Source organism: Lysobacter sp. yr284 (assembly GCF_900107375.1).
Classification (GTDB): domain Bacteria; phylum Pseudomonadota; class Gammaproteobacteria; order Xanthomonadales; family Xanthomonadaceae; genus Lysobacter.
This window is the reverse complement of record NZ_FNPT01000004.1, coordinates 155,046-178,404: the sequence shown is the minus strand read 5'-3', so window position 1 is coordinate 178,404 and position 23,359 is coordinate 155,046. Positions and strand designations below refer to the sequence as shown.

At 71.9% G+C, this 23,359-nt stretch carries 23 protein-coding genes, 1 other RNA gene and 1 riboswitch; of the genes, 6 read left to right on the top strand and 18 right to left on the bottom strand.

Going from position 1 to position 23,359, the window contains the following annotated elements; genetic code table 11:
• Nucleotides 1-2: 2 nt before the first annotated feature.
• The 4 genes from BLV01_RS09220 to mraZ form a co-directional block, all read right to left on the bottom strand.
• The gene (locus BLV01_RS09220; protein ID WP_091798239.1) at nucleotides 3-1,898 is read right to left on the bottom strand and encodes a peptidoglycan D,D-transpeptidase FtsI family protein; all 1,896 of its coding nucleotides are present in this window, start codon (nucleotides 1,896-1,898) and stop codon (nucleotides 3-5) included.
• A 136-nt stretch (nucleotides 1,899-2,034) separates the two neighbouring features.
• Entirely contained in the window at nucleotides 2,035-2,298 is a 264-nt protein-coding gene (gene ftsL / locus BLV01_RS09215) for a cell division protein FtsL (protein ID WP_091797802.1), read from the bottom strand.
• Nucleotides 2,295-3,236 (bottom strand): 16S rRNA (cytosine(1402)-N(4))-methyltransferase RsmH, encoded by a 942-nt coding sequence (rsmH, locus tag BLV01_RS09210; protein WP_254782567.1) that lies wholly within the window; start codon nucleotides 3,234-3,236, stop codon nucleotides 2,295-2,297. The genes ftsL and rsmH overlap by 4 nt, the downstream gene beginning before the upstream one ends.
• 11 nt (nucleotides 3,237-3,247) lie before the next feature.
• A complete protein-coding gene (gene mraZ, locus BLV01_RS09205) occupies nucleotides 3,248-3,694 on the bottom strand; it encodes a division/cell wall cluster transcriptional repressor MraZ (protein ID WP_057948817.1) in 447 nt (148 codons plus the stop codon).
• A gap of 483 nt (nucleotides 3,695-4,177) precedes the next feature.
• Here mraZ and BLV01_RS09200 point away from each other — a divergent pair, with 483 nt between their 5' ends.
• The gene (locus BLV01_RS09200; protein ID WP_091797795.1) at nucleotides 4,178-4,777 is read left to right on the top strand and encodes an ester cyclase; all 600 of its coding nucleotides are present in this window, start codon (nucleotides 4,178-4,180) and stop codon (nucleotides 4,775-4,777) included.
• A gap of 251 nt (nucleotides 4,778-5,028) precedes the next feature.
• Here BLV01_RS09200 and rnpB read toward each other — a convergent pair.
• Nucleotides 5,029-5,390, bottom strand: an RNA gene (rnpB, locus tag BLV01_RS09195) — RNase P RNA component class A.
• 80 nt (nucleotides 5,391-5,470) lie between these two features.
• On the opposite strand from rnpB, the gene BLV01_RS09190 reads away from it, so the two are divergent.
• Nucleotides 5,471-5,815 (top strand): hypothetical protein, encoded by a 345-nt coding sequence (locus tag BLV01_RS09190; protein WP_091797792.1) that lies wholly within the window; start codon nucleotides 5,471-5,473, stop codon nucleotides 5,813-5,815.
• A 6-nt stretch (nucleotides 5,816-5,821) separates the two neighbouring features.
• Here the strand turns inward: BLV01_RS09190 and rsmI are convergent, their stop codons facing one another.
• Nucleotides 5,822-6,652 carry a 16S rRNA (cytidine(1402)-2'-O)-methyltransferase gene (gene rsmI / locus BLV01_RS09185; protein ID WP_091797789.1) on the bottom strand — a complete coding sequence of 277 codons (831 nt, stop codon included), beginning with the start codon at nucleotides 6,650-6,652 and terminating at the stop codon, nucleotides 5,822-5,824.
• A gap of 135 nt (nucleotides 6,653-6,787) precedes the next feature.
• On the opposite strand from rsmI, the gene BLV01_RS09180 reads away from it, so the two are divergent.
• The 4 genes from BLV01_RS09180 to BLV01_RS09165 all read left to right on the top strand — a co-directional run bounded on the left by BLV01_RS09180 (nucleotide 6,788) and on the right by BLV01_RS09165 (nucleotide 10,603).
• Nucleotides 6,788-8,176, top strand: coding sequence for a penicillin-binding protein activator (locus BLV01_RS09180; RefSeq protein ID WP_091797786.1), 1,389 nt, complete (start codon nucleotides 6,788-6,790; stop codon nucleotides 8,174-8,176).
• On the top strand, nucleotides 8,160-8,543 hold the full coding sequence (locus BLV01_RS09175; RefSeq protein WP_091797783.1) for a YraN family protein: 384 nt from the start codon (nucleotides 8,160-8,162) through the stop codon (nucleotides 8,541-8,543). The genes BLV01_RS09180 and BLV01_RS09175 overlap by 17 nt, the downstream gene beginning before the upstream one ends.
• A 105-nt stretch (nucleotides 8,544-8,648) precedes the next feature.
• Nucleotides 8,649-9,212, top strand: coding sequence for a metal-dependent hydrolase (locus BLV01_RS09170; protein ID WP_091797779.1), 564 nt, complete (start codon nucleotides 8,649-8,651; stop codon nucleotides 9,210-9,212).
• Nucleotides 9,209-10,603, top strand: coding sequence for an FAD-binding oxidoreductase (locus BLV01_RS09165; RefSeq protein WP_254782566.1), 1,395 nt, complete (start codon nucleotides 9,209-9,211; stop codon nucleotides 10,601-10,603). The genes BLV01_RS09170 and BLV01_RS09165 overlap by 4 nt, the downstream gene beginning before the upstream one ends.
• A gap of 26 nt (nucleotides 10,604-10,629) precedes the next feature.
• Here the strand turns inward: BLV01_RS09165 and BLV01_RS27105 are convergent, their stop codons facing one another.
• From BLV01_RS27105 to glyA, 12 genes are all read right to left on the bottom strand, one after another.
• On the bottom strand, nucleotides 10,630-11,880 hold the full coding sequence (locus BLV01_RS27105) for a hypothetical protein (protein WP_139178574.1): 1,251 nt from the start codon (nucleotides 11,878-11,880) through the stop codon (nucleotides 10,630-10,632).
• A 247-nt stretch (nucleotides 11,881-12,127) separates the two neighbouring features.
• Nucleotides 12,128-13,351, bottom strand: a complete 1,224-nt coding sequence (locus tag BLV01_RS26220; protein WP_091797772.1) for a hypothetical protein — start codon at nucleotides 13,349-13,351, stop codon at nucleotides 12,128-12,130.
• Nucleotides 13,352-13,693: 342 nt separating this feature from the next.
• The gene (gene thiL / locus BLV01_RS09150; protein ID WP_091797769.1) at nucleotides 13,694-14,737 is read right to left on the bottom strand and encodes a thiamine-phosphate kinase; all 1,044 of its coding nucleotides are present in this window, start codon (nucleotides 14,735-14,737) and stop codon (nucleotides 13,694-13,696) included.
• 111 nt (nucleotides 14,738-14,848) lie between these two features.
• Nucleotides 14,849-15,316, bottom strand: coding sequence for a transcription antitermination factor NusB (gene nusB, locus BLV01_RS09145; protein ID WP_091797765.1), 468 nt, complete (start codon nucleotides 15,314-15,316; stop codon nucleotides 14,849-14,851).
• On the bottom strand, nucleotides 15,313-15,780 hold the full coding sequence (gene ribH / locus BLV01_RS09140; protein ID WP_091797762.1) for a 6,7-dimethyl-8-ribityllumazine synthase: 468 nt from the start codon (nucleotides 15,778-15,780) through the stop codon (nucleotides 15,313-15,315). Before ribH ends, nusB begins: the two co-directional genes overlap by 4 nt.
• Nucleotides 15,781-16,347: 567 nt before the next feature.
• Entirely contained in the window at nucleotides 16,348-17,514 is a 1,167-nt protein-coding gene (ribB, locus tag BLV01_RS09135; protein WP_091797759.1) for a 3,4-dihydroxy-2-butanone-4-phosphate synthase, read from the bottom strand.
• Nucleotides 17,511-18,134, bottom strand: a complete 624-nt coding sequence (locus tag BLV01_RS09130; protein ID WP_091797756.1) for a riboflavin synthase — start codon at nucleotides 18,132-18,134, stop codon at nucleotides 17,511-17,513. Before BLV01_RS09130 ends, ribB begins: the two co-directional genes overlap by 4 nt.
• 172 nt (nucleotides 18,135-18,306) lie before the next feature.
• Nucleotides 18,307-18,477: riboswitch (FMN riboswitch) on the bottom strand.
• A gap of 243 nt (nucleotides 18,478-18,720) precedes the next feature.
• Nucleotides 18,721-19,497, bottom strand: coding sequence for a class I SAM-dependent methyltransferase (locus BLV01_RS09125; protein WP_091797752.1), 777 nt, complete (start codon nucleotides 19,495-19,497; stop codon nucleotides 18,721-18,723).
• 99 nt (nucleotides 19,498-19,596) lie between these two features.
• Nucleotides 19,597-20,688, bottom strand: a complete 1,092-nt coding sequence (gene ribD, locus BLV01_RS09120; protein ID WP_091797749.1) for a bifunctional diaminohydroxyphosphoribosylaminopyrimidine deaminase/5-amino-6-(5-phosphoribosylamino)uracil reductase RibD — start codon at nucleotides 20,686-20,688, stop codon at nucleotides 19,597-19,599.
• A gap of 84 nt (nucleotides 20,689-20,772) precedes the next feature.
• Entirely contained in the window at nucleotides 20,773-21,291 is a 519-nt protein-coding gene (nrdR, locus tag BLV01_RS09115) for a transcriptional regulator NrdR (protein WP_091797746.1), read from the bottom strand.
• A 64-nt stretch (nucleotides 21,292-21,355) separates the two neighbouring features.
• On the bottom strand, nucleotides 21,356-21,958 hold the full coding sequence (locus BLV01_RS09110; RefSeq protein WP_175485836.1) for a TonB family protein: 603 nt from the start codon (nucleotides 21,956-21,958) through the stop codon (nucleotides 21,356-21,358).
• 46 nt (nucleotides 21,959-22,004) lie between these two features.
• Entirely contained in the window at nucleotides 22,005-23,294 is a 1,290-nt protein-coding gene (gene glyA, locus BLV01_RS09105) for a serine hydroxymethyltransferase (RefSeq protein ID WP_091797740.1), read from the bottom strand.
• Nucleotides 23,295-23,359: the final 65 nt, after the last annotated feature.

Below are 23,359 nucleotides of genomic sequence, written 5' to 3'. Positions count from 1 at the left end.
GCTCATTGCGCGCCTCCATGCGTGGAGGCCTGGGCCACCGTCGCCGGCAGCCCCGCGGCGATGGGCGCGTTGTTGGGCTTGAGCGGCGGCTTGGCGGCCGAGCGCGTGGACGCCGGCACCACCGGCCCCGCCGGCTTGCCGCCGTTTTGCTTCTGCCGCTTGGCTTCGGCCGCGGCCTGCACCGCCAGCCAGGTCTCGATGTCGTCCGGCGCCACGTCCATCAGGCGCAGCGCGCCGTCCATGACGTTGCGGAACACCGGGCCGGACACCGAACCGCCGTAGTAACCCTTCTTGGTCGGATCGGGTTCGCTGACCACCACCACCATCGAGAAGCGCGGCTTCTCCACCGGCACCACGCCGGCGAACAGCGACACATACTTCTTCGAGTAACCGCCGGTGGCGCTGAACTTGCGCGTGGTGCCGGTCTTGCCGGCGACGTGATAGCCCAGGATCGCCGCCTGCTTGGCGGTGCCGCCCGGCTCGGTCACGGTCTGCATCATGCGCATGATCTCGCCGGCCACGACCGGCTCGAGCACCTGCTTGCCCTCGTTGCGCTGGCCCTTGACGAAGGTCGGCGCGATCAGCTTGCCGCCGTTGGCCATCGCCGCGTACACCATCGCGATCTGCAGCGGCGTGGCCGACAGGCCGTAGCCGTAGGACATGGTCGCCTTGGTCGTGCCGCTCCAGCGCTGCGGCGGCGCGAGCAGGCCCGAGGACTCGCCCGGGAAGCCGCTGCCCGGCTTGCTGCCGTAGCCGAAGTTGTGGATGAAGTTGTAGTAGTAGTCGTTCGGCAGCGGCAGCGCGAGCTTGGCCGCGCCGACGTTGGAGCTCTTGGTGATGACGCCGGTGACGGTCAGCACGCCGTTGTTGTGGGTGTCGGTGATGCGGTAGCGGCCGTTGGGCATCCAGCCCGGCGTGGTGTTGACCAGGGTCTGCGGCGTGACCGAGCCCTTGCTCAGCGCGGCGGCGACGGTGACCGGCTTCATCGTCGAACCCGGCTCGACCACGTCGGTGACGGCGCGGTTGCGGTGGGTGTCGCGGTTGCCCGCGCCGGGCATGTTCGGGTTGTAGGTCGGCAGGTTGGCCATCGCCAGCACTTCGCCGGTCTCGATGTCGAGCACCACCGCCGAGGCGCTGGACGCGCCGGTGTCGTTGAGCGCGCGGCGCAGCTCGCGGTAGGTCAGGTACTGGATGCGGCGGTCCAGGGTCAGGGTCAGGTCCTTGCCCGGCTCGGCGCTGCGCACCAGGTCGACGTTCTCGACGATGCGGCCGGCGCCGTCGCGGATCACCCGCTTGGTCCCGGGCTTGCCGCGCAGCTCGTGGTCGAACGCCAGCTCCAGGCCTTCCTGGCCGCGGTCGTCGATGTTGGTGTAGCCCAGCACGTGCGCCATCGCCTCGCCCTGCGGGTAGAAGCGGCGGAACTCGCGCTGCGAGAACACCCCCGGCACCTTCAGCGCCAGGATCTGCCGCGCCTCGTCGGGGTTGATGCGGCGCTTGAGGTACATGAACTCCTTGCCCGAACGCTGCGCCAGCTTGCGCGCCAGCTCGTCCGGGGCCACGTCCAGCGCCTTGGCCAGTTCCGGCAGACGCTCGGTGTTCTTGGCCAGCTCCTTCGGGTTCGCCCACACCGATTCCACCGGCGTGGACACCGCCAGCGGCTCGCCGTTGCGGTCGGTGATCATGCCGCGCGAGGTCGGGATCGGGATCTCGCGCAGCGAGCGCGCATCGCCCTGCTGGCGATAGAAATCGTTGCTGATGACCTGCAGGTCCAGCGCGCGGGCGACCAGCGCCACCGCGCACAGGCCGAGCGCGCCGCCGACCAGCATCAGCCGGTTGCGCAGGTTGAACTGCAGGTTGCGACCGCGCGGCTTGTTGCCGCGGCCGCGCTCTTCGCGCATGCGGGCGAAGCCGTCGCCGAGGTTCTCGACCAGGCGGTCGAGGCCGCCGCGGCCGGCGCGCTCGCCGAGCACGCGGTCGAGCGGGCCGCTGCGGCCGTTGCCGCGATTCTTGCGCGCGCCGCTCATGGCCAGGCCCTCATGGTCTGATCACCACGGTTTCGGCGCCCTCGGGGAACTTCATCCCGATGCGCTCGCGCGCGACCTGGTCGATGCGGTTGCTCTCCGCCCAGGTCGCCTGTTCCAGCTGCAGCCGGCCGAATTCGATGTTGAGCTCGTCGCGCTCGCGCTGCAGCTTGTTGAGCTGCACGAACAGCTGGCGGTGCTCGTGCCGCGCGAACACCACCAGCAGCGCCGAGGCGACGTTGGCGACGATCAGCAGGATCAGCAGCAGGCGCATCATGCCGCCGCCTCCAGCTTTTCGGCTACGCGCAGCACCGCGCTGCGCGCGCGCGGATTGCCGGCCAGCTCTTGGTCGTCGGCCTTCTGCGCGCCGCCCAGGGCCAGCAGGGTCGGGGTGAACGCGATCTCGATCGGCATCCGGCGGTTGCTCGGCGGGGCCTTGGAGTGGCGGACGATGAACTGCTTGACGATGCGGTCTTCCAGCGAATGGAAGCTGATCACCGCCAGCCGCCCGCCCGGCTTCAGCCGCGCCAGCGCGGCGTCGAGCCCGGCTTCCAGGTCGGCCAGCTCGCGGTTGATGAAGATGCGGATCGCCTGGAAGCTGCGCGTGGCCGGATGGATCTTCTGGTCGCCGCGCGGCATCGCCTGGGCGATCAGTTCGGCCAGCTCGGCGGTGCGCGCCAGCGGCTGGGCGGTGCGGCGGGCGAGGATGGCGCGGGCGATGCGGCGGCTCTGGCGCTCTTCGCCGTAGGTCCACAGCACGTCGGCGATGTCCTTCTCGGCGGCGCTGTTGAGCCACTGCGCCGCGCTGAGGCCGCTGTCGGGGTCCATGCGCATGTCGAGCGGGCCGTCCTTGCCGAAGCTGAAGCCGCGTTCGGCCACGTCGAGCTGCGGCGAGGACACGCCCAGGTCCAGCAGCACGCCGTCGAGACCGTCGGCGGTGGCGCTCCAGTCGGCCAGTTCGGCGAAGCTGCCGCGATGGATGGACACGCGCGGATCGGCGCCGAACTCGCGTTCGGCCACGGCGATCGCCTCGGGGTCCTTGTCCATCACCAGCAACCGTCCTCCGGCCTGCAATTGGGAGAGCACGCCGCGGGCATGCCCGCCGCGTCCGAACGTGCCGTCCAGATAGGCTCCGTTCCCGTGCACCCGCAGGCCTTCCAGCACCTGCCGATACATCACGGGAAGGTGGCCGGATCGCGCGTGAGTGCGTTCCATGCCACCGCCCGTCATAGCTGCAGGTCGAGCAGCTCGTCGCTCAGATCGTCGTCGCTGATGGTCTGACGGATCTGCGCGTGATGCGCCTGCTCGCTCCAAAGTTCGAACTTGTCGCCCATGCCCAGCAGCACCGCCTTCTTCTCGATGCCGACCGCGGCGCGGTGACTGGGGGGTACGGTGATGCGGCCGTTGCCGTCGAGTTCGACGAACGCGGCGGCGCCGACCAGCTTGAGCTGCATCGTGCGGTTGACCGCCTTGGCCTTGGGCAGCTTGTTGACCTGATCGCGCACGCGCTCCCAGATCGTCAGCGGATAGAGATAGAGAGAACCGGACTCGAACGGGTTGTAGGTGATGACCAGGCGGTTGTCGCATTCGCGCGCGACGAGCTCGCGGTAGGCGGTGGGCACCGCCAGCCGGCCCTTGTCGTCGATCGTGATGGCGGTCTCGCCCTGGAACATTGCGCACCTTGTGGGCTCCCGTCTCTACCGGACGGGTCGCCTCGTTCATTCGCCCCTACCGACCGGGACGACTGGCCTCCGAAAACCACAAAAACCCCGGTTTTCCCTCGGATGCCCACATTAGCAGGGCGCAACGGGTTGTCAACAACTTTCCTGGCTGAATTTCGCTAGGCGCATCAATGGCTTGCGAAGAACTTGAGAGTCTTATTCAAGACTTATCCACTAAGCGTTGTTTCGTCTCAGGTTTTGAGACTAATAGCGTCACAAAGTGACCCTGGCGCGAGCGCCGTCACATTTTCTTCACCCCGCTGAAATTGCGGTGATTTGCGCGAATCGGCGCTAAGCATCGGAATGCAAAGGATGATCGGCCGCGACTATGGGGCTGGACGCGCAGCGTCCAATTCGCCGGCGTAGGGAGGACTCGACATTCACTTGACGTGCCCCGCTCTAGCGTGGCGACGACTTTTCCCGGAGTTATCCACAATGCGCGCGATCGGCCCCGTTCGACCCGTCCCGAGGGGCGCCGCCCTGCCCCTGGCCCTGCTGCTCGCGGCAGCCGCCGCGGGGTGCGCGCGCCAGCCGCCGGCCCCGGCGCCGCTGACCGCGGCCCGCGCCGACGCCGCCGTGCTCAAGCGCCTGCAGGCCGAGCAGGCCCAGCAAGACCGCAACCTGCAGACCTTCGACGAGCTCGACTTCGTCCACTACAGCGGCCAGCAGTGGGACCATTTCCACCGCAGCCACGCCCAGAACATCCTCGTCCACTACCCCGACGGCCGCACCACCACCGGCCTGGACGCGCACCTGGCCGCGCTCAAGCCGCAGTTCGAATTCGCCCCCGACACCCGCATCAAGGTCCACCCGATCAAGGTCGCCCAGGGCAACCTGACCGCGGTGACCGGGGTGATGGAAGGCACCTTCACCCGCCCCATGACGCTGGCCGACGGCAAGACCCTGGCGCCGACCAACAAGCCGTTCAAGCTGGACATGGCCACCTTCGGCCGCTGGGAAAACGGGGTGATGGTCGAGGAGTGGCTGTTCTGGGACAACCAGGCCTTCCTGCAGCAGATCGGCGCGGCGCAGTGAGCGCGCGGCGCGCCGACAGATTTATCGGTTCGCCGAGCGGATTACACAGCGCGAAGCCAAAACAAAAATGGATTCCGGCGTTCGCGGGAACCCATTTTGATCCTGCATCTATCCCTAGCCCCACACCCCTGCTGGAGGAGAGCCCCCTTTAGTAAAGGGGGTGCCCCGAAGGGGCGGGGATTTGGAAACACATAGCCGGGGCCCGAAGTTTGCAAAGCAAACTTTGGGGTTTTTCTTGCGAAGCAAGAAAAGCGCGGAGCCGGCCGATAAGCCGGGTTCTGTCGTGGACAGTCATTCCTCTAGGCGCAGCGTCGCCGCTACGCTCAAGCAACCTACCCGGAGGCGACGCGGGCCGCGTCATGACCTCCCTATTTGGTTTTGCTCCCGGTGGGGTTTGCCGTGCCGGTCCGTTGCCGGACTCGCGGTGCGCTCTTACCGCACCGTTTCACCCTTACCACGCGCTTCCGAAGAAGCCGTTCGGCGGTCTGCTCTCTGTTGCACTTTCCGTCGGCTTGCGCCGCCCAGGCGTTACCTGGCACCGTGCCCTGTGGAGCCCGGACTTTCCTCGGCACCGCCGCTTGCGCGGCGATGACGCGACTGCCTGGCCGACTCCGCGGCGCGCATTGTCGCACGAGCGCGGCGGCCCCGCAGCGCTAAAGTGAACGCCACGCCCGCACCGGCCGCGCAACCGCGATGAACGAACCCGCCGATCCCGAAGACCAGTACCCGCTGTATCCGCGCGGCATGCTGCGCCGGCACGGCCTGCTGGAGGCGCACGACCTCGCCGACTACCTGCCCGACTGGAGCGAAACGCAGCTGCGCGAGGGGTTCTGGCCCGGCCTGGACGCGATCGGCGGCTCCGGCGAGTTTGTCCTGGAACAAAACCTGGGCCTGGACGGCGGCGAGACCGTGCTGCGCGTGCACGGCCTGCCGCTGCTGCTGTCGGACGACATCTGGAACTTCCAGGTACTGGCCCCGCCGGAGCTGCTGCGGCCGCTGGCCGAAGCGATGCGCGCGCTGCGAAACCGCCGCCCCTGAGCCGGCTCAGTCGCCGCCGCTGCCGTACAAAGCCTTGCGCGGCGCGCCGCTGAGTTCGGCGGCGAGCTTGGCCGCGGTCGACGGCGGCAGGTGCTCGCTGAGCTTGGCGTACAGGCGCTTGCCCTCGATCACCTTGGCGTCGGCATCGTCGCCGGCGCCTTCGACGATCACCACGAACTCGCCCTTGCGCTGGTTCGGATCGGCCTTGACCTGCGCCGCCAGCGCTTCCAGCGGCCCGTCGAGCACGGTCTCGAACAGCTTGGTCAGCTCGCGCGCCAGCACCGCGCCGCGCGCGCCGCCGAACGCGGCGGCCATGTCGTCGAGGGCCTCCTCGATCCGGTGCGCCGATTCGTAGAACAGCAAGGTGCGCGGCTCGGCCGCGAGCCGGGCCAGGCGCTCGCGGCGGGCGCTGGCCTTGGCCGGCAGGAAGCCTTCGAAGGCGAAGCGGTCGGAGGCGACGCCGGCCACGCTCAGCGCGGCGATCGCGGCGCAGGCGCCGGGCACCGGCGAGACCTTGATCGCGGCCGCGCGCGCGGCGCGCACCAGCCGGTAGCCCGGGTCGCTGACCAGCGGCGTGCCCGCATCCGACACCAGCGCCAGCGAATCGCCGGCCTGTAGCCGCGCCACCAGCTGCGCCGCCTGCTGCTCCTCGTTGTGCTGGTGCAGCGCCAGCAGCGGCCGTTCCAGGCCGAAGTGGGACAGCAGCTGGCGGGTGTGCCGGGTGTCCTCGGCGCAGATCGCCGCGACCGTGCGCAGGGTCTCCAGCGCGCGCGGCGAGAGGTCGCCGAGGTTGCCGATCGGGGTGGCGACGATGTGCAGGGTGCCGGGAGTTTGCATCTTAGGGCGGGACCGACTCGGAAACGGGCGGGAATCTGACTGAACGCAGCGGCCCCGGCGCGCGTCCGCGTCGCCCGGGCCGGGTAGAATCCTACCCGGTCCCACAGGAACGCCGCCCGCGGCGCACGCAAGCCGATGAATCGAAGCAAGAACCGGCCCGCTCTTACATGGATGTTCTGCGCCCTGGCCGCCACCGCCGTGCTCGGCGGCTGCGCCAGCGTCGAGACCCGCCCGGTCGCGACCGTCGCAGCCTCCAATCCCATCGTCGCCCAGGCCCAGCACCTGGCGCGCAACCACGCATCGCTCAGCGGCGCCGAGCGCACCGAGAACGAGCGCCAGATCGAGCGCCTGCTCGGCCAGCTCGACGACGCCACCCTCAGCCGCGAGGCCAACGCGCTGATCGGGGGCGACCCGCTGTACAACTTCGTCGGCCGCGCACTGATGAAGCGCGGCCTGCCGCTGCCGCGCCCGTTCGACCGCACCTCCGACTGGAGCTTCCACGCCGCCCAGCGCCCGCCGGCCGAAGCCGACGGCTATCGCCCGCCGCTCAAGCTGGCGGTGCTGCTGCCGAGCACCGGCCCGGCCGCGGCCGCCGCCGCCGCGGTGCGCGACGGCCTGCTCGCCGCCTACTACGGCGAGAGCCGGCGCCGCCCGGAGATCCAGTTCTACGACACCGCCGGCACCCCGGCCGGTGCGCTGTCGGCCTACGACAAGGCCGCCGCCGAGGGCAACGACTTCGTGATCGGCCCGCTCGGCCGCGACGAGGTCAGCGCGCTGTTCGGCAAGAACGCGCTGCCGGTGCCGGTGCTGGCGCTCAACCGCGGCAACACGCCGCCGCCCAGCGGCAACGTCAGCTTCTCGCTGACCCCGGAAGACGAGGGCACCGCCGCCGCCGACTATCTGGTCGAGCGCAAGGCCAAGCGCGTGCTGGTCGTCGCCGGCGACGACGACAGCCAGCGCCGCGCGGTGGCCGCGTTCAAGGAACGCCTGGCCGGCCGCGGCGCGGCGGTCACCGACACCATCGGCGAAGGCACCGCCGACCTCACCCCGTTCGTGACCAAGGAAGGCGGCGTCGATGCCGTGTTCATGGCGGTCAAGGGCAGCGTCGGCCGCACCCTGGTGCCGAAGCTGGCCCTGTCCGGGCTGGCCGACAAGCCGCGCGCGGCGACTTCGCAGCTGCTGCTGGGCACCGGCAAGCCGGAGCAGGACCGCGTCCTCGACGGCATCGCCTTCCCGTCCGAATCCTGGATCAGCGGCGGCATCCGCGGCCTGCCGCCGGCGGTGGGCACCGCCCAGCAGCTGCCGACCGCGCGCGGCCCGGCCGCGCGCCTGTTCGCGTTCGGCTACGACGCCTGGCAGCTCAGCGCGTATCTGGAACGCCTGGCCGGCCGCTCCGACGCCTACGTCGCCGGCGCCACCGGCGTGCTGCGCATCGACGGTTTCGGCAACGTGCTGCGCACCCCGGCGTGGTCGACCTTCAGCAGCGGCGTCGCGGTGCCGCTGGCGGATGCCTCGCGCCGCTGACCCCGGTGCGCGCGAACGCGGCGCCGCGGTGGAAGCCGCGGCGCGCGACCACCTGCTCGGCCACGGCCTGCGCGCGCTGGCCAGCAACGCCGGCTTCCGCGTCGGAGAACTCGACCTGGTGATGCTCGACGGCGACACCCTGGTCTTCGTCGAAGTGCGCTACCGCCGCGACGACCGCTACGGCGGCGGCGCGGTCTCGGTGGACGCGCGCAAGCGGCGCAAACTGGTGCTGGCGGCGCAGGCGTTTTTGCAGCGGCATCGCGCCCATGCCGACCGCGCCTGCCGTTTCGACGTGGTCGAAGCCGGCGGCGACCCGGCGCAGCCGCGGCTGCATTGGCTGCGCGATGCGTTCCGCGCCGACGATTGAAGCCCATCGATCGAAGCCGACGCCCGAGCTCGCCGCCGCGCTCCGCTTCCGCCTGCGATTCCCCGCTCTCCCGCCGCACCCACACTCGCTCCCGGACCCGCCCGCATGCCGACCGTGATGACCCACGCCGTAGTCCCGCTGGCCCTGGCGCTGGCGCTCGGGCGCCAGCGCATTTCCCCGCGCCTGCTCGCCGCCGGCGCGCTCGCGGCGATGCTGCCGGACGCCGACGTGGTCGCGTTCAAGCTCGGCATCGCCTACGCCGACGATTTCGGCCATCGCGGCGCCAGCCATTCCTTCGCCTTCGCCGCGGCCCTGGCCGCGCTCGGCGCGCTGGCCGCACCGTGGCTGCGCGCGCCGCGCTGGCGCGCGGCGTGGTGGCTGTTCCTGTGCGCGGCCTCGCATCCGTTGCTGGACGCGCTCACCGACGGCGGCCTCGGCGTGGCCCTGTACTGGCCGTGGTCGGACGCGCGCATCTTCGCGCCGTGGCGGCCGATCGAAGTCTCGCCGATCGGCGCGCGTTTCTTCAGCGCGCGCGGCCTGGAGGTGCTGTGGTCGGAAGCGCGCTGGGTGGTGTTGCCGGCGCTCGCGCTCGGCGGCCTCGGCGCGCTGCTGCGCAAGTCGCTGCGCGCGCCGGCCGCGGCCGCGCCGCGGCGGGAACCGGCGCCGTGAACGCCGGCGCGCCGCTGCCGCCCGCGCTGCAAGCAGAGCTGTCGCAACTGCTCGGCGACGCCTGGCTGACCGATCCGGGCGAACGTTTGGCCTACGCCTACGACAACTCGCGCCGGCTCGCCCTGCCCGACGCGGTCGCGCTGCCGCGCACACGCGAGCAGGTGCAGGCGCTGGTGCGCGCGTGCCGGCGCGAGCGCGTGCCGCTGGTCGCGCGCGGCCGCGGCACCAACACCACCGGCGCCTCGGTGCCGGTGGCCGGCGGCGTGGTGGTCTCGTTCGAACGCATGAACCGGATCGTCGACATCCGCCCCGGCGACCGCTGCGCGGTGGTCGAGCCGGGCGTGCTCAACGGCGACCTGCAGGCCGCGCTCAAGCCGCACGGCCTGTTCTGGCCGCCCGATCCGACCAGCGCCGCCTACAGCAGCGTCGGCGGCAACCTCGCCTGCAACGCCGGCGGCCCGCGCGCGGTGAAGTACGGCGCCAGCCGCGACAACGTGCTGGCGCTGACCGCGGTCACCGGCGCGGGCGAGCTCATCGTCTGCGGCACCGCGACCACCAAGGGCTCGACCGGCTACGACCTGCATCGTTTGCTGGTCGGCAGCGAAGGCACGCTGGCGCTGATCGTCGAAGCCAGCCTGCGCCTGACCCCGTCGGCGCCGGCGCGCGCGGCGCTGCGCGCGGTGTACCGCGACGTCTCCTCGGCGGCGCAGGCGGTGGCGCGGCTGATGGCGCAGCCGGTGACGCCGTCGATGCTGGAATTCATGGACGGCCAGTGCGTGCGCCTGGCCCGCGACGTCGGCGGCGCCGACCTGCCGCTGGACGCCGGCGCGCTGCTGATGATCGAAGCCGACGGCGACGCCCACACCCTGGCCCCCGCCATCGACGCGCTCAAGCGCGCCGCCGCCGGCGAGGGCCTGCTGGCGCTCGACGATGCCGTCGACGAAGCCGCGCGCGAGACCCTGTGGGCCGCGCGCAAGGCGCTGTCGCCGTCGCTGCGCACGCTGGCGCCGGGCAAGATCAACGAAGACGTGGTGGTGCCGGTCTCGCGCATTCCCGAACTCGTCGACGGCGTGCAGGCGCTGGCGCGCGAGTTCGACCTGCCGATCGTGTGCTTCGGCCACGCCGGCAACGGCAACCTGCACGTCAACCTGCTCTACGATCCCGCCGACGCGGCGCGCAACGCGCGCGCGCACGTCGCGATGGGCCGGGTGTTCGAACTGGCGCTGGCGCTGGGCGGCACCTTGTCGGGCGAGCACGGCATCGGCCTGGCCAAGCGCGATTTCATGCCGCAGGCGGTGGGCGCGCAGACGCTGGCGTTGATGCGCCAGCTCAAGACCGTGTTCGATCCCGACGCGATCCTCAATCCGGGCAAGCTGCTGCCCGACGCCTGAGCCGCGCGCCGCCGCCGACGCGCGCCTCAGCGCTGCCGGCCGGGCAACAGTTCGATTCCGGGAACGGAGCGGAAGTAGCGCGCGACCTCGCCGGCGCTGGCGTCCGCGCGGCCGGCCTGCCCGGCCGAACCGTAGCGCCCGTAGTTGCCGGAATTGCCCGAGTTTCCGCTGCCGCCCGAGCCGCCGTTGCCGGAACCGCCGAAGCCGCCGCGCCCCGACGAGCCGGCCGTGCCGCCCTCGCCCGGCAGGCCGCCGTCGACATCCAGCAACAACTGCGCGGCCAGCTCCGGATAGCGCGCGTCGTAGATCAACTCGATCGCGCCGCCGTTGCCGCCGACGCCGCCGTCGCCGCCGGAACCGCCCTGGCCGCCGTCGCCGCCGTCGCCGCCGCTGCCGCCCTGGCCGCCGTTGCGGTCGTCGCTGGCGCTGCCGCCGCTACCGCCGCTGCCGCCTTCGCCGCCGGCCCCGCCCGCGCCGCCACGGCCGCCCTGCCCGCCGCGCGCGACCAGCGCCAGCGGGCGATCGGCCGGTGCCAGCACGAAATCGTTCATGTCGCCGCGCACCCGCACCGCGAGCAGCTTCGGATGGCGCTGGGTGCGCACATAGGTCGCATAGACCTGCAGGCGCGGCCCGTCGTAGCCGTTGCCGCCCGGCCCGCCGCTCTCGCCCCAGCCGCCCTCGCTGCCGCGCTGGCCGCTGCCGCCGCTGCTGCCGGACGCGCCGTCGGAACCGTCGCTGCCGGCGCGGCCGGGCGCGCCCGGCGCACCGACGCTGACGATGCAGCTGTAGTCCGCGTCGTAGTGCTGGCGCTGGCTCAACTGCGCGACCGGATGCAGCAACTGCGTGGCGATGGTGAAGCCGCTGTCCACCGTGGCGAGGATGTCGGGGTTGGGCTCGAACCAGCCCCACTCGTCGAACCGCCCCTGCTCGCTGGCGAACGCGAAATCGGCGAAATCCAGCTTGCCGTTGCGGCGCATGCCCGGCGCGCCGCGCCAGGTGTCGTACGTCGCCGGCGCCGCCTGGCCCGGCCATTGCGCCGACACCGCCACATGCATCTGCAGCGGCTGGCGCGGGCAGATCACTCGCGCGCCGCTGCCGATCTCCACCTCCATCGCATCGACCCGCGCATCGTGCAGGCGCAATGTGTTGACCCCGGCGATGGTGCGCACCGCACCGCAACCGCTCAGCGCGAGCGTCGCGGCCAGCGCCAGCGAAAGCGTGGTTGCGCGCGGTGCGGCGAACCACGCGGCGAAACAGCAACGAACGGCACTGCGCATGATGTCCATCTCGGCGGGCGCGGTAGCGACAGTCGCCGAGCAGATTCGCATTGTCGCGGTTAAAACCCTCTTAAGCCCGCGCTCGATGTCGCGACCACGGCGCGTCGCGTCGAGTGCGTGCAGCGGCGGCGCATGCGCGCGCAACGCCGCCGTGTCCGCGACGAACGCACCGGCCGCGCCGCCCCGACCCGCGCCGGCAGCCTGCGTAGACGATGCGTCCACGCCGGCAACGCGCGCCGCCATGGCGCTACAGCGGCTTCACTCCCGGCAGGCCGCGGAACTGCGCCGAGACCTCGCCCGCCCGCATCTGCGCGATGCCCGCACGCCCGCCGGGGCCGGACGGGCCGCTGCTGCCGTAGTCGCCCGAGCGGCCGTCGCGGCCCTTGCCCAGGCCGCCGCGGCCGCCGTCGCCGCCGCTGCCGCTGGAACCGGCGCTGCCGCCATCGCCGCCGATCCCGCCGGCGACATCGAAGCGCAGCAGTTGGGCGAGTTCCGGAAAACGCCGGTCGTAGATCAGCTCGATCTCGCCGCCGTCGCCGCCGTGGCCGCCCGGCGCGCCGTAACCGCCGCTGCCGCCGTCGCCGCCATCGCCGCCGTAGCCCGGGCGGTCCTTGTCGTCGCTGCCGCGACCGCCGTCGCCGCCGCTGCCGCCGCTGCCGCCATCGCCGCCGTCGCCGCCGCGCCCGCCGCGCGCGACCACGGTGAACCCGCGCCCGGCCGGCGCCAGCACCAGGTCCTGCAGGTCGCCCTCCACCCGCACCGCGAGCAGCTTCGGATAGCGGCCGGTGGCGACGTAGGTCGCGTAAGCGCGCAGGTGCGGGCCGTCGTAACCGCCGCCGCCGGGCTCGCCGTCGCCGCCGTTGCGGCCATAGCCGCCGCGACCGCCGTGGCCGCCGTCGTGGCCGTCGCCGCCGCCTTCGCCATAGCTGCCGTCGTGGCCCGAGGCGCCGCCGCCGCCGGGCGCGCCGACCTCGACGATGCAGTCGTAGCTGGGCGGATAGTGCGCGGTCCTGGCGAGCTGCGCGCTCGGGTGGATCAGGTTCGCGCCGATCGCGAAGCCGCTGTCGACGGTCGCCAGCACGTCCGGATTGGGCGCGAACCAGCCCAGTTCGTCGAACCGGCCCTGCTCGCTGTTGAACGCGAAATTGCGGAAATCGAGCATGCCGTTGCGGCGGGTGCCGTTGCTGCCGCGCCAGGTCTCGTAGAGCAGCGGCGCGGCCTGCGACGGCAGTTGCGCGCCGACCACGACGTGCATCTGCACGCGTTCGCGCGGGCAGATCGCGACGGCGCCGGAGGCGAGGTCGATCTGCATCGAATCGACCCGCGCCTGTTCCAGATGCACGGTGTTGATGCCGGCGATGGTGCGCACCGCGCCGCAGCCGCCCAGGGCCAGCGCGAGCGCCGCGCAGATGCAGGCCCGCGCGATCGAGCGCCGACGCGAACGAGAAGAAGTCGGCGCGATCCGGCGCATGCGGGCGATCCATGGAGAGAGGCGTTCAGGCTTGCATCGGCGCGATGAAAACGGTCTGAACTTTTTCGCCGCGCCGACCCAACTGATGGCAGGGTCGGCGACGGGAAATCGGTTTCGGCAAAGTAGGCAAGGCAGCGCGCGGAGGCGTGCGCCGCGGCCGCGGCCGCGATTCCAACATTCGAGGATGGACTTCCTGCCGAGGGTTTTGTGGGAGGGACTTCAGTCCCGAGGCTTTCCGCTCAGGTCGCCACGAACTGGAACAAGAGCGTCGGGGCTCAAGCCCCTCCCACAAGAGCCCTCTCCCACAAGAGTCCGGCTCGGGGCCTCGACCGGGCAGCCGCTTCAGTCGAAGTGCTGGTAGCCGCGCCGCGGCGGCGTCCATGCCGAGCCGTCGGGCAGGCGCACGCGCACGCCGGGCTCGGCTTCGATCCGGCCGATCACCGTGGCCGGGGTGCCCGCGGCGGCCAGCGCGCGCGCGATCGGGTCGCGCTGGCGCGCCGGCGCGGTGAAGCACAGTTCGTAGTCGTCGCCACCGCCGAGTTGCAACGCGCGGCGCGCGTCCTCGGCGCAGGCGGCGAGCAAGGCCGGCGACGCCGGCAACGCCGCCGCATCGAGATTGGCGCCGACGCCGGATGCGGCGCAGACATGGCCCAGGTCGGCGAGCAGGCCGTCGGACACGTCGATGCCCGCACGCACCAGGCCGCGCAGCGCGCGACCGGCGGCGACGCGCGGCTGCGGCCGGCGCAAGCGTCGGTACAGCCACGCGCTGGTGGCGTCGCCATCGTTATCCGTGTCAGTGATCGCATCGGTGCCGCCGATGCGGCGCACGGCAAAATCGCGATAGCCCTCGATCCCGTCCAGCGCCAATGCGGCGCCGGCGTCGCCGAGCGTGCCGGTGACCCAGATCTCGTCGCCGACGCCGGCCGCATCGCGGCGCAGCGCCCAGCCCGGCTCGACGAACCCCATCGCGGTCACGCACACCGACAGCGGCCCGCGCGTGGTGTCGCCGCCGACCAGGGCCACGCGATGGCGCGCGGCCAGTTCCAGAAAGCCGTCGGCGAAGGCCTCGACGAAGGCGGCGCGGGCGCGCGCATCGCCGTCGGGCAGCGACAGCGACAAGGTGCACCACGCCGGTTCCGCACCCATCGCGGCGAGGTCGGAGAGATTGACCGCCAGCGACTTCCAGCCGATGTCGGCGGCCGCCGCGTCCTCGGCGAAATGCACGCCGCGATTGAGCGTATCGGTGGCGACGACCAACTGCCGTCCCGCCGGCGGCGACAACAGCGCGGCATCGTCGCCGATGCCCAGGGCGATATCGCCGCGCACATCCGCCAGCGCGGCGGCGCGCGCGCGGATCGCGGCGATCAGGTCGAATTCGGCGGTCATGCAACCAGCAGCGGGCGCAGGAGGGCGAAGCGCGGGCGCAAACCGGGAGCGTGCGCAGCGGCGCAGGCGACGCTGCGCGTTTCGCTCACGCCCGCGCGCTCGCGCCCGGCATCAACGCTTCTTGGCCCCGGCCGCAGCCTCGGCCGCGCGCCACTGCGCCGCGGCGCGATCCAGCACGCCGTTGACATAGGTGTGGCCGTGCTCGGCGCCGAAACGCTTGACCGACTCGATGGCCTCGTTGATGACCACGCGGTAGGGCACGTCGAGGCGGTGGCGCAGCTCGTAGGCGGCGATGCGCAGCGCGGCGCGCTCGATCGCGTCGACCTGTTCGATCTCGCGGTCGAGGAACGGCGCCAGCGCCGGGTCGAGGTCGTCTTCCTGGTGGCGGGCGACGCCGCGCACGAGGTCTTCGAAGTAGGCCAGGTCGGCGACTTCGTGGGCCTGCTCGTGGGCGAACTGGGCGATCACCTCGTCGGCGCGGGTGCCGGTCATCTGCCAGGCGTAGATCGCCTGCAGGGCGCGGCGGCGGGCGCGCGAGCGCGCGACGGGGTCGATGCCATCCGGACGGCGGCGATTCATGGCAGTTGCTCCAGCAGATGACTCATTTCCAACGCGGCCAGCGCCGCTTCCTCGCCCTTGTTGCCGTGGTTGCCGCCGGCGCGGTTCTCCGCGTCCTCGTGGCGTTCCACCGCGAGCACGCCGTTGGCGATCGGCAGGCCGTAGTCGAGCGAAACCCGCATCAGGCCGTCGGAACAGCCGTCGGCGACCTGCTCGTAGTGGCGGGTGTCGCCGCGCACCACGCAGCCCAGCGCGACCACCGCGGCGTGCTGGCCGGCGGCGGCGAGGCGGCGCGCGAGCACCGGCAGTTCCCAGGCGCCGGGCACGCGCACCACGTCGATGGCGTCCTCGGCGATGCCGTGGTCGGCGAAGGTCTTGCGCGCGCCGGCCACCAGGGTGTCGGTGATGCGCGGGTTCCAGCGGCTGGCGATGATGGCGTAGCGCGCGCCCGGCGGGCTGCGCAGGTCGCCTTCGTAATGGGGCATGGCGGGATTCGCTGTGCTGGGGGCGGACGTAAGGGGGGCTAGTCTACCGGTTGGGGGGCGACGGCGGGCCGGCGGCGGTCGCGGCCACCGCAACCGCCTCGCGCCGTCCCGCCGTCGCTGCGGCGACGGCGGGAATCCACGGGCGGAACGACGCGGCGTGGAGGCCGGCGTGCGGGCGACCGGGCCACCTCACCCCCGTCATTCCCGCGAAAGCGGGAATTCAGAGAGGAGACGGCGCGGCCCGTAGGCCGCCGTGCGGGCAAGCTCGCCGCTTCCTGCCCGTCATTCCCGCGAAAGCGGGAATCCAGAGCGGGGACGATGCGACCCGCAGGCCGCCGCTGTCGGCGCGGCCTCCGCGCGGCGGGCTGAACGATGGCGCTGAAGGCTTTGGATCCCCGCCTTCGCGGGGATGACGGCGGGAGGCGGCGGCAGACGGCGGGAGGCGGCGCGGATGCTCGACCGACGCGGGCCTTCGCCCGTTCCTGGCAGCTCCGGCACATAGCCGTCGGCCGCCAGCGCCCGGCCGCCACGAAAAGCCGTCGGCCCTCGCCGCTCAGCACCCGCTCCTCATCCGAGCCGGGCGATGTCCACGTACTCCACCACCTCCAGCCCGAACCCGGCCAGGCCGATCTGTTTGCGCGGGGTGCCGAGCACGCGCAGCTTGCCCAGGCCCAGGTCGGCCAGGATCTGGCCGCCGGCGCCGTTGCGCCGCCATTCGGCCAGGGCGTGGCCGCGGGTCGGCGGCAGCGCGGCGGCGGCTTCGTCGTGGCCTTCGTCGCTGGCCTCGGCGTGCGGCTCGTGCGCGCCGGGCTGCTCGCGCACCCGCGCCAGCAGCGCGTCGGGGTCGGCGTGGTCGGACAGCAGCACCAGCGCGCCGCGGCCCTCGCGCGCGATCGCGGCAAGCACGTCGCCCACCGCCGGGCCGAAGTCGGGACGGCGCCAGTGCAGCGCGTCGGCCAGCGGGTTCTGCACGTGCACGCGCACCAGGGTCGGCGCATCCGCGTCGGGCTGGCCGCGGCGCAGGGCGAAATGCACCGCGCGGGTCAGCCGGTCGCGGTAGCTCAACAGCTGGAACGGGCCGTGCTCGGTCTCGATCTCGCGCGCATCCACGCGTTCGACCGTGTGCTCGGTGGCCAGGCGGTAGCGGATCAGCTCCTCGATCGAACCGATCTTCAGGCCGTGCTCGGCGGCGAACTTCTCCAGCTCCGGACGCCGCGCCATGCTGCCGTCGGGGTTGAGCACCTCGACCAGCACGCCGGCCGGCTCCAGGCCCGCCAGCATCGCCAGATCGCTCGCCGCCTCGGTGTGGCCGGCGCGGCTGAGCACGCCGCCGGGCTGCGACATCAGCGGGAAGATGTGGCCGGGCTGGGCCAGGTCGGACGGCCTGGCGTCGGGCCGCACCGCGGTGCGCACGGTGTGGGCGCGGTCGTAGGCGGAGATGCCGGTGGTGACGCCCTCGGCCGCCTCGATGCTGACGGTGAAGTTGGTGTGGTGCGACGAGGTGTTGTCGCGCACCATCGGGCCGAGGCCGAGCTGCAGGCAGCGCTCGCGCATCAGCGACAGGCACACCAGCCCGCGGGCGTGGGTGACCATGAAGTTGATGTCGGCCGGGCGCACCAGTTCGGCGGCCATGATCAGGTCGCCTTCGTTCTCGCGGTCTTCGTCGTCGACGATCACGACCATGCGGCCGGCGCGGATTTCTTCCAGCAGCTCGGGGACGGTGGCGAAGCTCATGCCGACACCTGCGCGCCGACGGCGCCGGGACGCTCGCCGAGCAGGCGCTCGACGTAACGCGCGACCAGGTCGATTTCCAGGTTCACCGGCGCGCCGACGGCGCTGTCGGAAAACGCGGTGTTGGCCACCGTGTGCGGGATCAGCGCGACTTCGAAGCCTTCGCTGTCGACTTCGTTGACGGTCAGGCTGACGCCGTCGACGCAGATCGAGCCCTTCTTGGCGATGTAGCGCAGCAACGGCGCCGGCGCGCGGAAGCGCCAGCGCTGCGCGCGCGCGTCCTCGCGCACCGACTCGACCGCGCCGACGCCGTCGACGTGGCCGCTGACCAGATGCCCGCCGAGCCGGTCGCTGGGCCGCATCGCGCGTTCCAGGTTGACCTTGGCGCCGGCCTGCAGCGCGCCGAGCGTGGTCAGCGCGAGGGTTTCGGTCGACGCGTCGGCGTCGTACCAGTCCGCGCCGAATTCGATCACGGTCAGGCACACGCCGTTGACCGCGATGCTCTCGCCGAGCTTGGGTTCGCAGAAATCCAGGCTGCCGGTGGCGATGCGCAGGCGCACGTCGCCGCCGATGGGCTGGGTGGAGACGAGGCGGCCGACGCCTTCGATGATGCCGGTGAACATCAGCGGACCTCCGGGCGGAGCGCCGATGCGGCAGTGCTGTGAAGAATGATCATGAAACGTTTCCCGCAAGTGGTGAGCGAAAAACGCCTCAAGGCTTCGAGGACAACGCACGACGCGCGGCACGCGGCCGCGGGTAGAGTTCTCGCCCGTCCTGGCGGACGGGGTCGCGCGCAGCCGTCTTCTTTCATCCGGACTGTGACCGTCGGCTCCGGCATCGGACCGGATCTGCTGACCCCGTGCGGCGCGGCCCCATCGCTGGAAACCGGGCCGTCCGGGCGCTCGCGGGCTCGCGCGCAAGGCGCCTACCGCCGGTGGGGAATTTCGCCCCGCCCTGAAGACGTTACTGGTGGTGCCGGCCGGGGCCGGCGGGGCGCAGTTTAGCACCCGGGCCGCGGCGGGCCGGTTGTCCGCGGCGGTCGGATGCTGTGTTCCGCGGGCGCACAGGCTGTTGCTGGAGGGCCTGCAGGGACGTGGGCGGCTGTTGTAGGAGGGCCTTCAGGCCCGATGCTTTCCTCTCAGATCGCCGCGAACTGAGACAAAAGCATCGGGCCTGAAGGCCCTCCCACAACAACCCCGCACAGGCCGGTCAGGCCGGCTTGCGGCGCAGATGCAGCACCAGCGGCCAGCGCAGCTCGCGCTCGGCGTCCGGCGGCCCCCAGGCGCGGCTCAGCGCGGTGCGGTGGGCGTAGACCGGGTCCTCGCCGGTCGCGTTCTTGCAGCGCTCGCTGGCCGAGAGCGAATTGAGATAGCCCAGCCACCGCGCCAGCCCCCAGCGCGCGCTCAGCCACAGTGGCGCGGTCGGGATCGGCTCGAACGGCCAGTCGTAGCCGGCGTAGCCCTCGCGCACCTCGCCATTCTCGCGCTGCCAGTAGCCCTCGATGTCGGCGCGAAACGCCGACAGCGCCGCGTCCATGCCTTCGGGAACCAGGAAATCGCCGTAGCACCAGGCCGCCAGCACGCCGCCAGGGGCGAGCGCCCGCGCGCACTGGGCGAAGAAGCGCTCGCGCTCGAACCAGTGCAGCGCCTGCGCCACCGCGACCAGGCCGACGCTGCCGTCGTCGAGGTCGCAGCGCTCGCCCGGCGCCACGCGCAATTGCACGTTGCCCTCGCCGCGCAGCGACGCCGCGTGCGCCCAGTGCCGCTCGACCTGCTGCGCGCTCGGGTCGCTGGCATGCACCCGCGCCCAGCGCGCGGCCAGCCCGCGCGTGGCCTGGCCGCTGCCGCAGCCGGGCTCCCAGACCTGCGCCTGCGCCGGCACGTGCGCGGCGATCGCATCGAACAAGGCGTCCGGATACTCCGGCCGCGCCACCGCGTAGGCGTCGGCGATCGCGGAGAAGTGATCCTTGAAGTCGTTTCGGCTCATCGGGCAAAGGCTCCAGGAGCGGGCGAACGGGAGACGAGGGCCTGCAAGCGCGAGGCCGCCGCCGGCAGCGCCGCGGCCCCGCCCGGGCTATCTACCGGGTCAATTCCTGGGGCTAAGCAGGACGCGGGTGTCCTCGCCCAAACGCCGCACGTCGATCACGTCGAGCTGGAACTTGCGGCTCATCGCCTCGATGCCGAGGCCGTCGAACAGCGGCCGCGCGGTTTCGCCGAGCAGCACCGGCGCGACGTACAACAACACTTCGTCGACCAGGCCCTGGGCCAGGAACGCGCCGGCCAGGGTGGCGCCGGCTTCGAGCTGGATCTCGTTGACGCCGCGCTGCGCCAGCAGCCGCAGCACCGCGTCCAGGTCGATCCGGCCCTCGCGCACCGGCACCGCCGCGACCTGCGCGTCGAGCCCGCGCGGCGGCTTGGCGTCGGGCGCGTGCAGGTACAGCGTGGGCGCGTCGCCCTCGCGCACGCGGCCGCGCGCGACCGTCGCCAGGCCCGGATCGAGCACCACCCGCAGCGGCGCCACGAACGGCGTGGCGTCGCCCAGGCGCACGGTCAGCGACGGGTCGTCGGCCAGCACCGTGCCGGCGCCGGTGACGATGGCGCCGGCGCGCGCGCGCCAATGCTGCACGTCCTGGCGCGAGGCCTCGCCGCTGATCCATTTGGATTCGCCGCTGGCCAATGCGCTGCGCCCGTCCAGGCTCGCCGCCAGCTTGACCCGCAGCCACGGCCGGCCGCGCTCGACCCGCGACAGGAAGCCGCGGTTGAGCGCGCGCGCCTGGGTTTCCATCAATCCGCTGCCCACCGCGATGCCGGCGGCCTGCAGCCTGGCGAAGCCGGCGCCGTCGACCTGCGGGAACGGGTCGCGCATCGCCGCGACCACGCGCGCCACGCCGGCCTCGATCAGGGCCTCGCTGCACGGCCCGGTGCGGCCGGTGTGCGCGCACGGTTCCAGGGTCACGTAGGCGGTGGCGCCGCGCGCGCGTTCGCCGGCGCCGCGCAGCGCATGGACTTCCGCATGCGGCTCGCCGGCGCGCTCATGCCAGCCTTCGCCGACGACGTCCTCGCCATGGGCGATCACGCAGCCGACCAGCGGGTTGGGCTTGGTGGTGTAGGCGCCCTTCTCGGCCAGGCGCAAAGCGCGGGCCATGTGGGCGTGGTCGGTGGCGGTGAATGCGTTCATGGGCCTGGAGTCTCGATGAGCCTTGCCGGATCGGCCGCGCGCGTCGGCGCGGCCGGGAAACCGATGGTCCGCGCGCCGTCGCGCTCAGCGCTTCTTCTTGTCCACGCGCTGATCGTCCCCGCCCAGCAGCGGCAGCTGCCCGTCGCCTGGCGCATCGCGCTCCAGCCGGTCGAGTTCCTCGCGGAAATCGGCGACGTCCTCGAACGAGCGGTACACCGAGGCGAAGCGCACGTAGCCGACGTGGTCGAGCTTGCGCAGCTCGGCCATGACGAACTCGCCGACCCGGCGCGAGGCCAGCTCGCGCTCGGCGGTCATGCGCAGCTGGTGCACCACCGCGCGCACCGCCGCCTCGATCTGTTCCTCCGCGACCGGCCGCTTCTGCAGCGCGCGGTCGAACCCGGCGCGCAGCTTGCGCGCGTCGAACGCCTCGCGGCGGCCGTCGCCCTTGATGATGACCGGCAGCTTCAGCTCGATCGTCTCGATCGTGCTGAAGCGCTCGCCGCAGGCCTCGCAGACGCGGCGGCGGCGGATGGTGGCGCCGTCGTCGGACACGCGCGAGTCGATCACGCGGGTGTCGTGGTGCTGGCAGAAGGGGCAATGCATCAAGACACCGTGAGTCGGGACGAGAGTCGGGACGGGCGTCGGGAACAGGAGCGTCCGAAACCGGTCATTTGTGCCGCCGGAACCCGTATTTCGGCCCGTCCGGATAAAAACGCAGGGACACATTGCCATAGTCGGCGACCGGCCGGCCATCGCGCAGCGCGGGCTTGAACGCGACTTTCCTGGCGAATGCGAGCGCGGGCGCGTCGAACACGGTGTCGTTGCTGCAGATCACCAGGGCGTCGCGGGTACGCCCCTTGGCGTCGATGACGACCTTCACCACGACCTCGCCGACCTTTTCACCGGCCGCGGCGGGATACGCCGCGTCGGGACGATTGTCGGGCTCCGGCGCGCGGCTGCCGGGTTGCGCGTACCAGTCCGGCGCCCCGTGGCGATCGAGGTCGGACAACCACGCCACACGATTCCTGTCGTGGAAATCCGCGATCTCGCGCCAGCTGGCCCGGTACTTACCGCCCGGCATGCCCATCTGGCAGGCCGGGATGTAGTAGGTCTCGGTCATGCCGATGTCCTGGCTGAAGTCCGGCCTGTTCGACGGCGGCGACGGCGCAGCGACCACGATCGCGCCCTTCGCCTCCGCCGGCGCCAGCGTCTCGTAGACGATGGCGGGCGCGGCGGAGTCTCCGCCCGGCGGAGCTTCGGCGGCCTGCACGCTCAGGCATGCAAGCCAACCCAGCGCCGCCGACCGGAGCCGGGCTTTAGCCATACACCGGGAACTGCGCGCACTGCTTGGTGACGTTCTCGCGCACCCCGGCGATGACCTTCTCGTCCTTGGGGTTGTCGAGCACGTCGCAGATCCACTCGGCCAGGGCCACGCAGTCGGCTTCCTTGTAGCCGCGGGTGGTCACGGCTGGGGTGCCGATGCGCAGGCCCGAGGTGACGAACGGCTTCTGCGGGTCGTTGGGCACGGCGTTCTTGTTGACGGTGATGTGGGCGCGGCCGAGCGCGGCTTCCGCGTCCTTGCCGGTGATGCCCTTGCCGATCATGTCGACCAGCATCAGGTGGTTCTGGGTGCCGCCGGACACGATCTTGTAGCCGCGCGCGATGATGGTCTTGGCCATCGCCTGGGCGTTCTTGACCACCTGCGCCTGGTAGTCCTTGAACTCCGGCTCCAGCGCTTCCTTGAACGCCACCGCCTTGGCCGCGATCACGTGCATCAGCGGGCCGCCCTGGATGCCGGGGAAGACGATGCTCTGCAGCTTCTTCTGCATGTCGTCGAAGCCCACCGCGCCCTCGCCTTCGCCCACTGCGCCGTCCCAGCGCTGGGCCACGACGATGCCGCCGCGCGGGCCGCGCAGGGTCTTGTGGGTGGTCGAAGTGACCACGTGCGCGTGCGGCAGCGGGCTGGGGTAGACGCCGGCGGCGATCAGGCCGGCGACGTGGGCCATGTCGACGAACAGGAAAGCGCCGACCTTGTCGGCGATGGCGCGCAAGCGCGCCCAGTCGACCACCTGCGAGTAGGCGCTGAAGCCGCCGACGATCATCTTCGGCTTGTGTTCCACCGCCAGGCGCTCGACTTCGTCGTAGTCGATCAGGCCCTGGTCGTCGACGCCGTACTGCACGGCGTTGAACAGCTTGCCGCTGGCGTTGACCTTGGCGCCGTGGGTGAGGTGGCCGCCGTGGGCCAGGCTCATGCCGAGGATGGTGTCGCCCGGGTTGAGCAGGGCGAAGTACACCGCCTGGTTGGCCTGCGAGCCCGAATGCGGCTGCACGTTGGCGTAGTCGGCGCCGTAGAGCTGCTTGACCCGCTCGATCGCCAGCTGCTCGGCGATGTCGACGTATTCGCAGCCGCCGTAGTAGCGCTTGCCCGGGTAGCCCTCGGCGTACTTGTTGGTGAGCACGCTGCCCTGGGCTTCCAGCACGCGCGGGCTGGCGTAGTTCTCCGAGGCGATCAGTTCGACGTGGTCTTCCTGGCGGCGGGCCTCGTCGGCGATGGCCTGGGCGAGTTCGTCGTCGAATCCGGCAATACGGGTGGTGCTGGGGAACATTCGCGGGCCTCGGGAGATGAGCGGACGGGAGGGGGGAGGACTCGCGCCAGGGCGCCCACGGGCCC

Excerpts from the sequence above, each read along its gene's own strand:
- BLV01_RS09220 (WP_091798239.1), bottom strand. The coding sequence starts at position 1,898 with ATGCGCGAAGAGCGCGGCCGCGGCAACAAGCCGCGCGGTCGCAACCTG.
- ftsL (WP_091797802.1), bottom strand. The coding sequence starts at position 2,298 with ATGATGCGCCTGCTGCTGATCCTGCTGATCGTCGCCAACGTCGCCTCG.
- rsmH (WP_254782567.1), bottom strand. The coding sequence starts at position 3,236 with ATGGAACGCACTCACGCGCGATCCGGCCACCTTCCCGTGATGTATCGG.
- mraZ (WP_057948817.1), bottom strand. The coding sequence starts at position 3,694 with ATGTTCCAGGGCGAGACCGCCATCACGATCGACGACAAGGGCCGGCTG.
- BLV01_RS09200 (WP_091797795.1), top strand. The coding sequence starts at position 4,178 with ATGCGCGCGATCGGCCCCGTTCGACCCGTCCCGAGGGGCGCCGCCCTG.
- BLV01_RS09190 (WP_091797792.1), top strand. The coding sequence starts at position 5,471 with ATGAACGAACCCGCCGATCCCGAAGACCAGTACCCGCTGTATCCGCGC.
- rsmI (WP_091797789.1), bottom strand. The coding sequence starts at position 6,652 with ATGCAAACTCCCGGCACCCTGCACATCGTCGCCACCCCGATCGGCAAC.
- BLV01_RS09180 (WP_091797786.1), top strand. The coding sequence starts at position 6,788 with ATGAATCGAAGCAAGAACCGGCCCGCTCTTACATGGATGTTCTGCGCC.
- BLV01_RS09175 (WP_091797783.1), top strand. The coding sequence starts at position 8,160 with ATGCCTCGCGCCGCTGACCCCGGTGCGCGCGAACGCGGCGCCGCGGTG.
- BLV01_RS09170 (WP_091797779.1), top strand. The coding sequence starts at position 8,649 with ATGCCGACCGTGATGACCCACGCCGTAGTCCCGCTGGCCCTGGCGCTG.
- BLV01_RS27105 (WP_139178574.1), bottom strand. The coding sequence starts at position 11,880 with ATGCGCAGTGCCGTTCGTTGCTGTTTCGCCGCGTGGTTCGCCGCACCG.
- BLV01_RS26220 (WP_091797772.1), bottom strand. The coding sequence starts at position 13,351 with ATGCGCCGGATCGCGCCGACTTCTTCTCGTTCGCGTCGGCGCTCGATC.
- thiL (WP_091797769.1), bottom strand. The coding sequence starts at position 14,737 with ATGACCGCCGAATTCGACCTGATCGCCGCGATCCGCGCGCGCGCCGCC.
- nusB (WP_091797765.1), bottom strand. The coding sequence starts at position 15,316 with ATGAATCGCCGCCGTCCGGATGGCATCGACCCCGTCGCGCGCTCGCGC.
- ribH (WP_091797762.1), bottom strand. The coding sequence starts at position 15,780 with ATGCCCCATTACGAAGGCGACCTGCGCAGCCCGCCGGGCGCGCGCTAC.
- ribB (WP_091797759.1), bottom strand. The coding sequence starts at position 17,514 with ATGAGCTTCGCCACCGTCCCCGAGCTGCTGGAAGAAATCCGCGCCGGC.
- BLV01_RS09130 (WP_091797756.1), bottom strand. The coding sequence starts at position 18,134 with ATGTTCACCGGCATCATCGAAGGCGTCGGCCGCCTCGTCTCCACCCAG.
- BLV01_RS09125 (WP_091797752.1), bottom strand. The coding sequence starts at position 19,497 with ATGAGCCGAAACGACTTCAAGGATCACTTCTCCGCGATCGCCGACGCC.
- ribD (WP_091797749.1), bottom strand. The coding sequence starts at position 20,688 with ATGAACGCATTCACCGCCACCGACCACGCCCACATGGCCCGCGCTTTG.
- nrdR (WP_091797746.1), bottom strand. The coding sequence starts at position 21,291 with ATGCATTGCCCCTTCTGCCAGCACCACGACACCCGCGTGATCGACTCG.
- glyA (WP_091797740.1), bottom strand. The coding sequence starts at position 23,294 with ATGTTCCCCAGCACCACCCGTATTGCCGGATTCGACGACGAACTCGCC.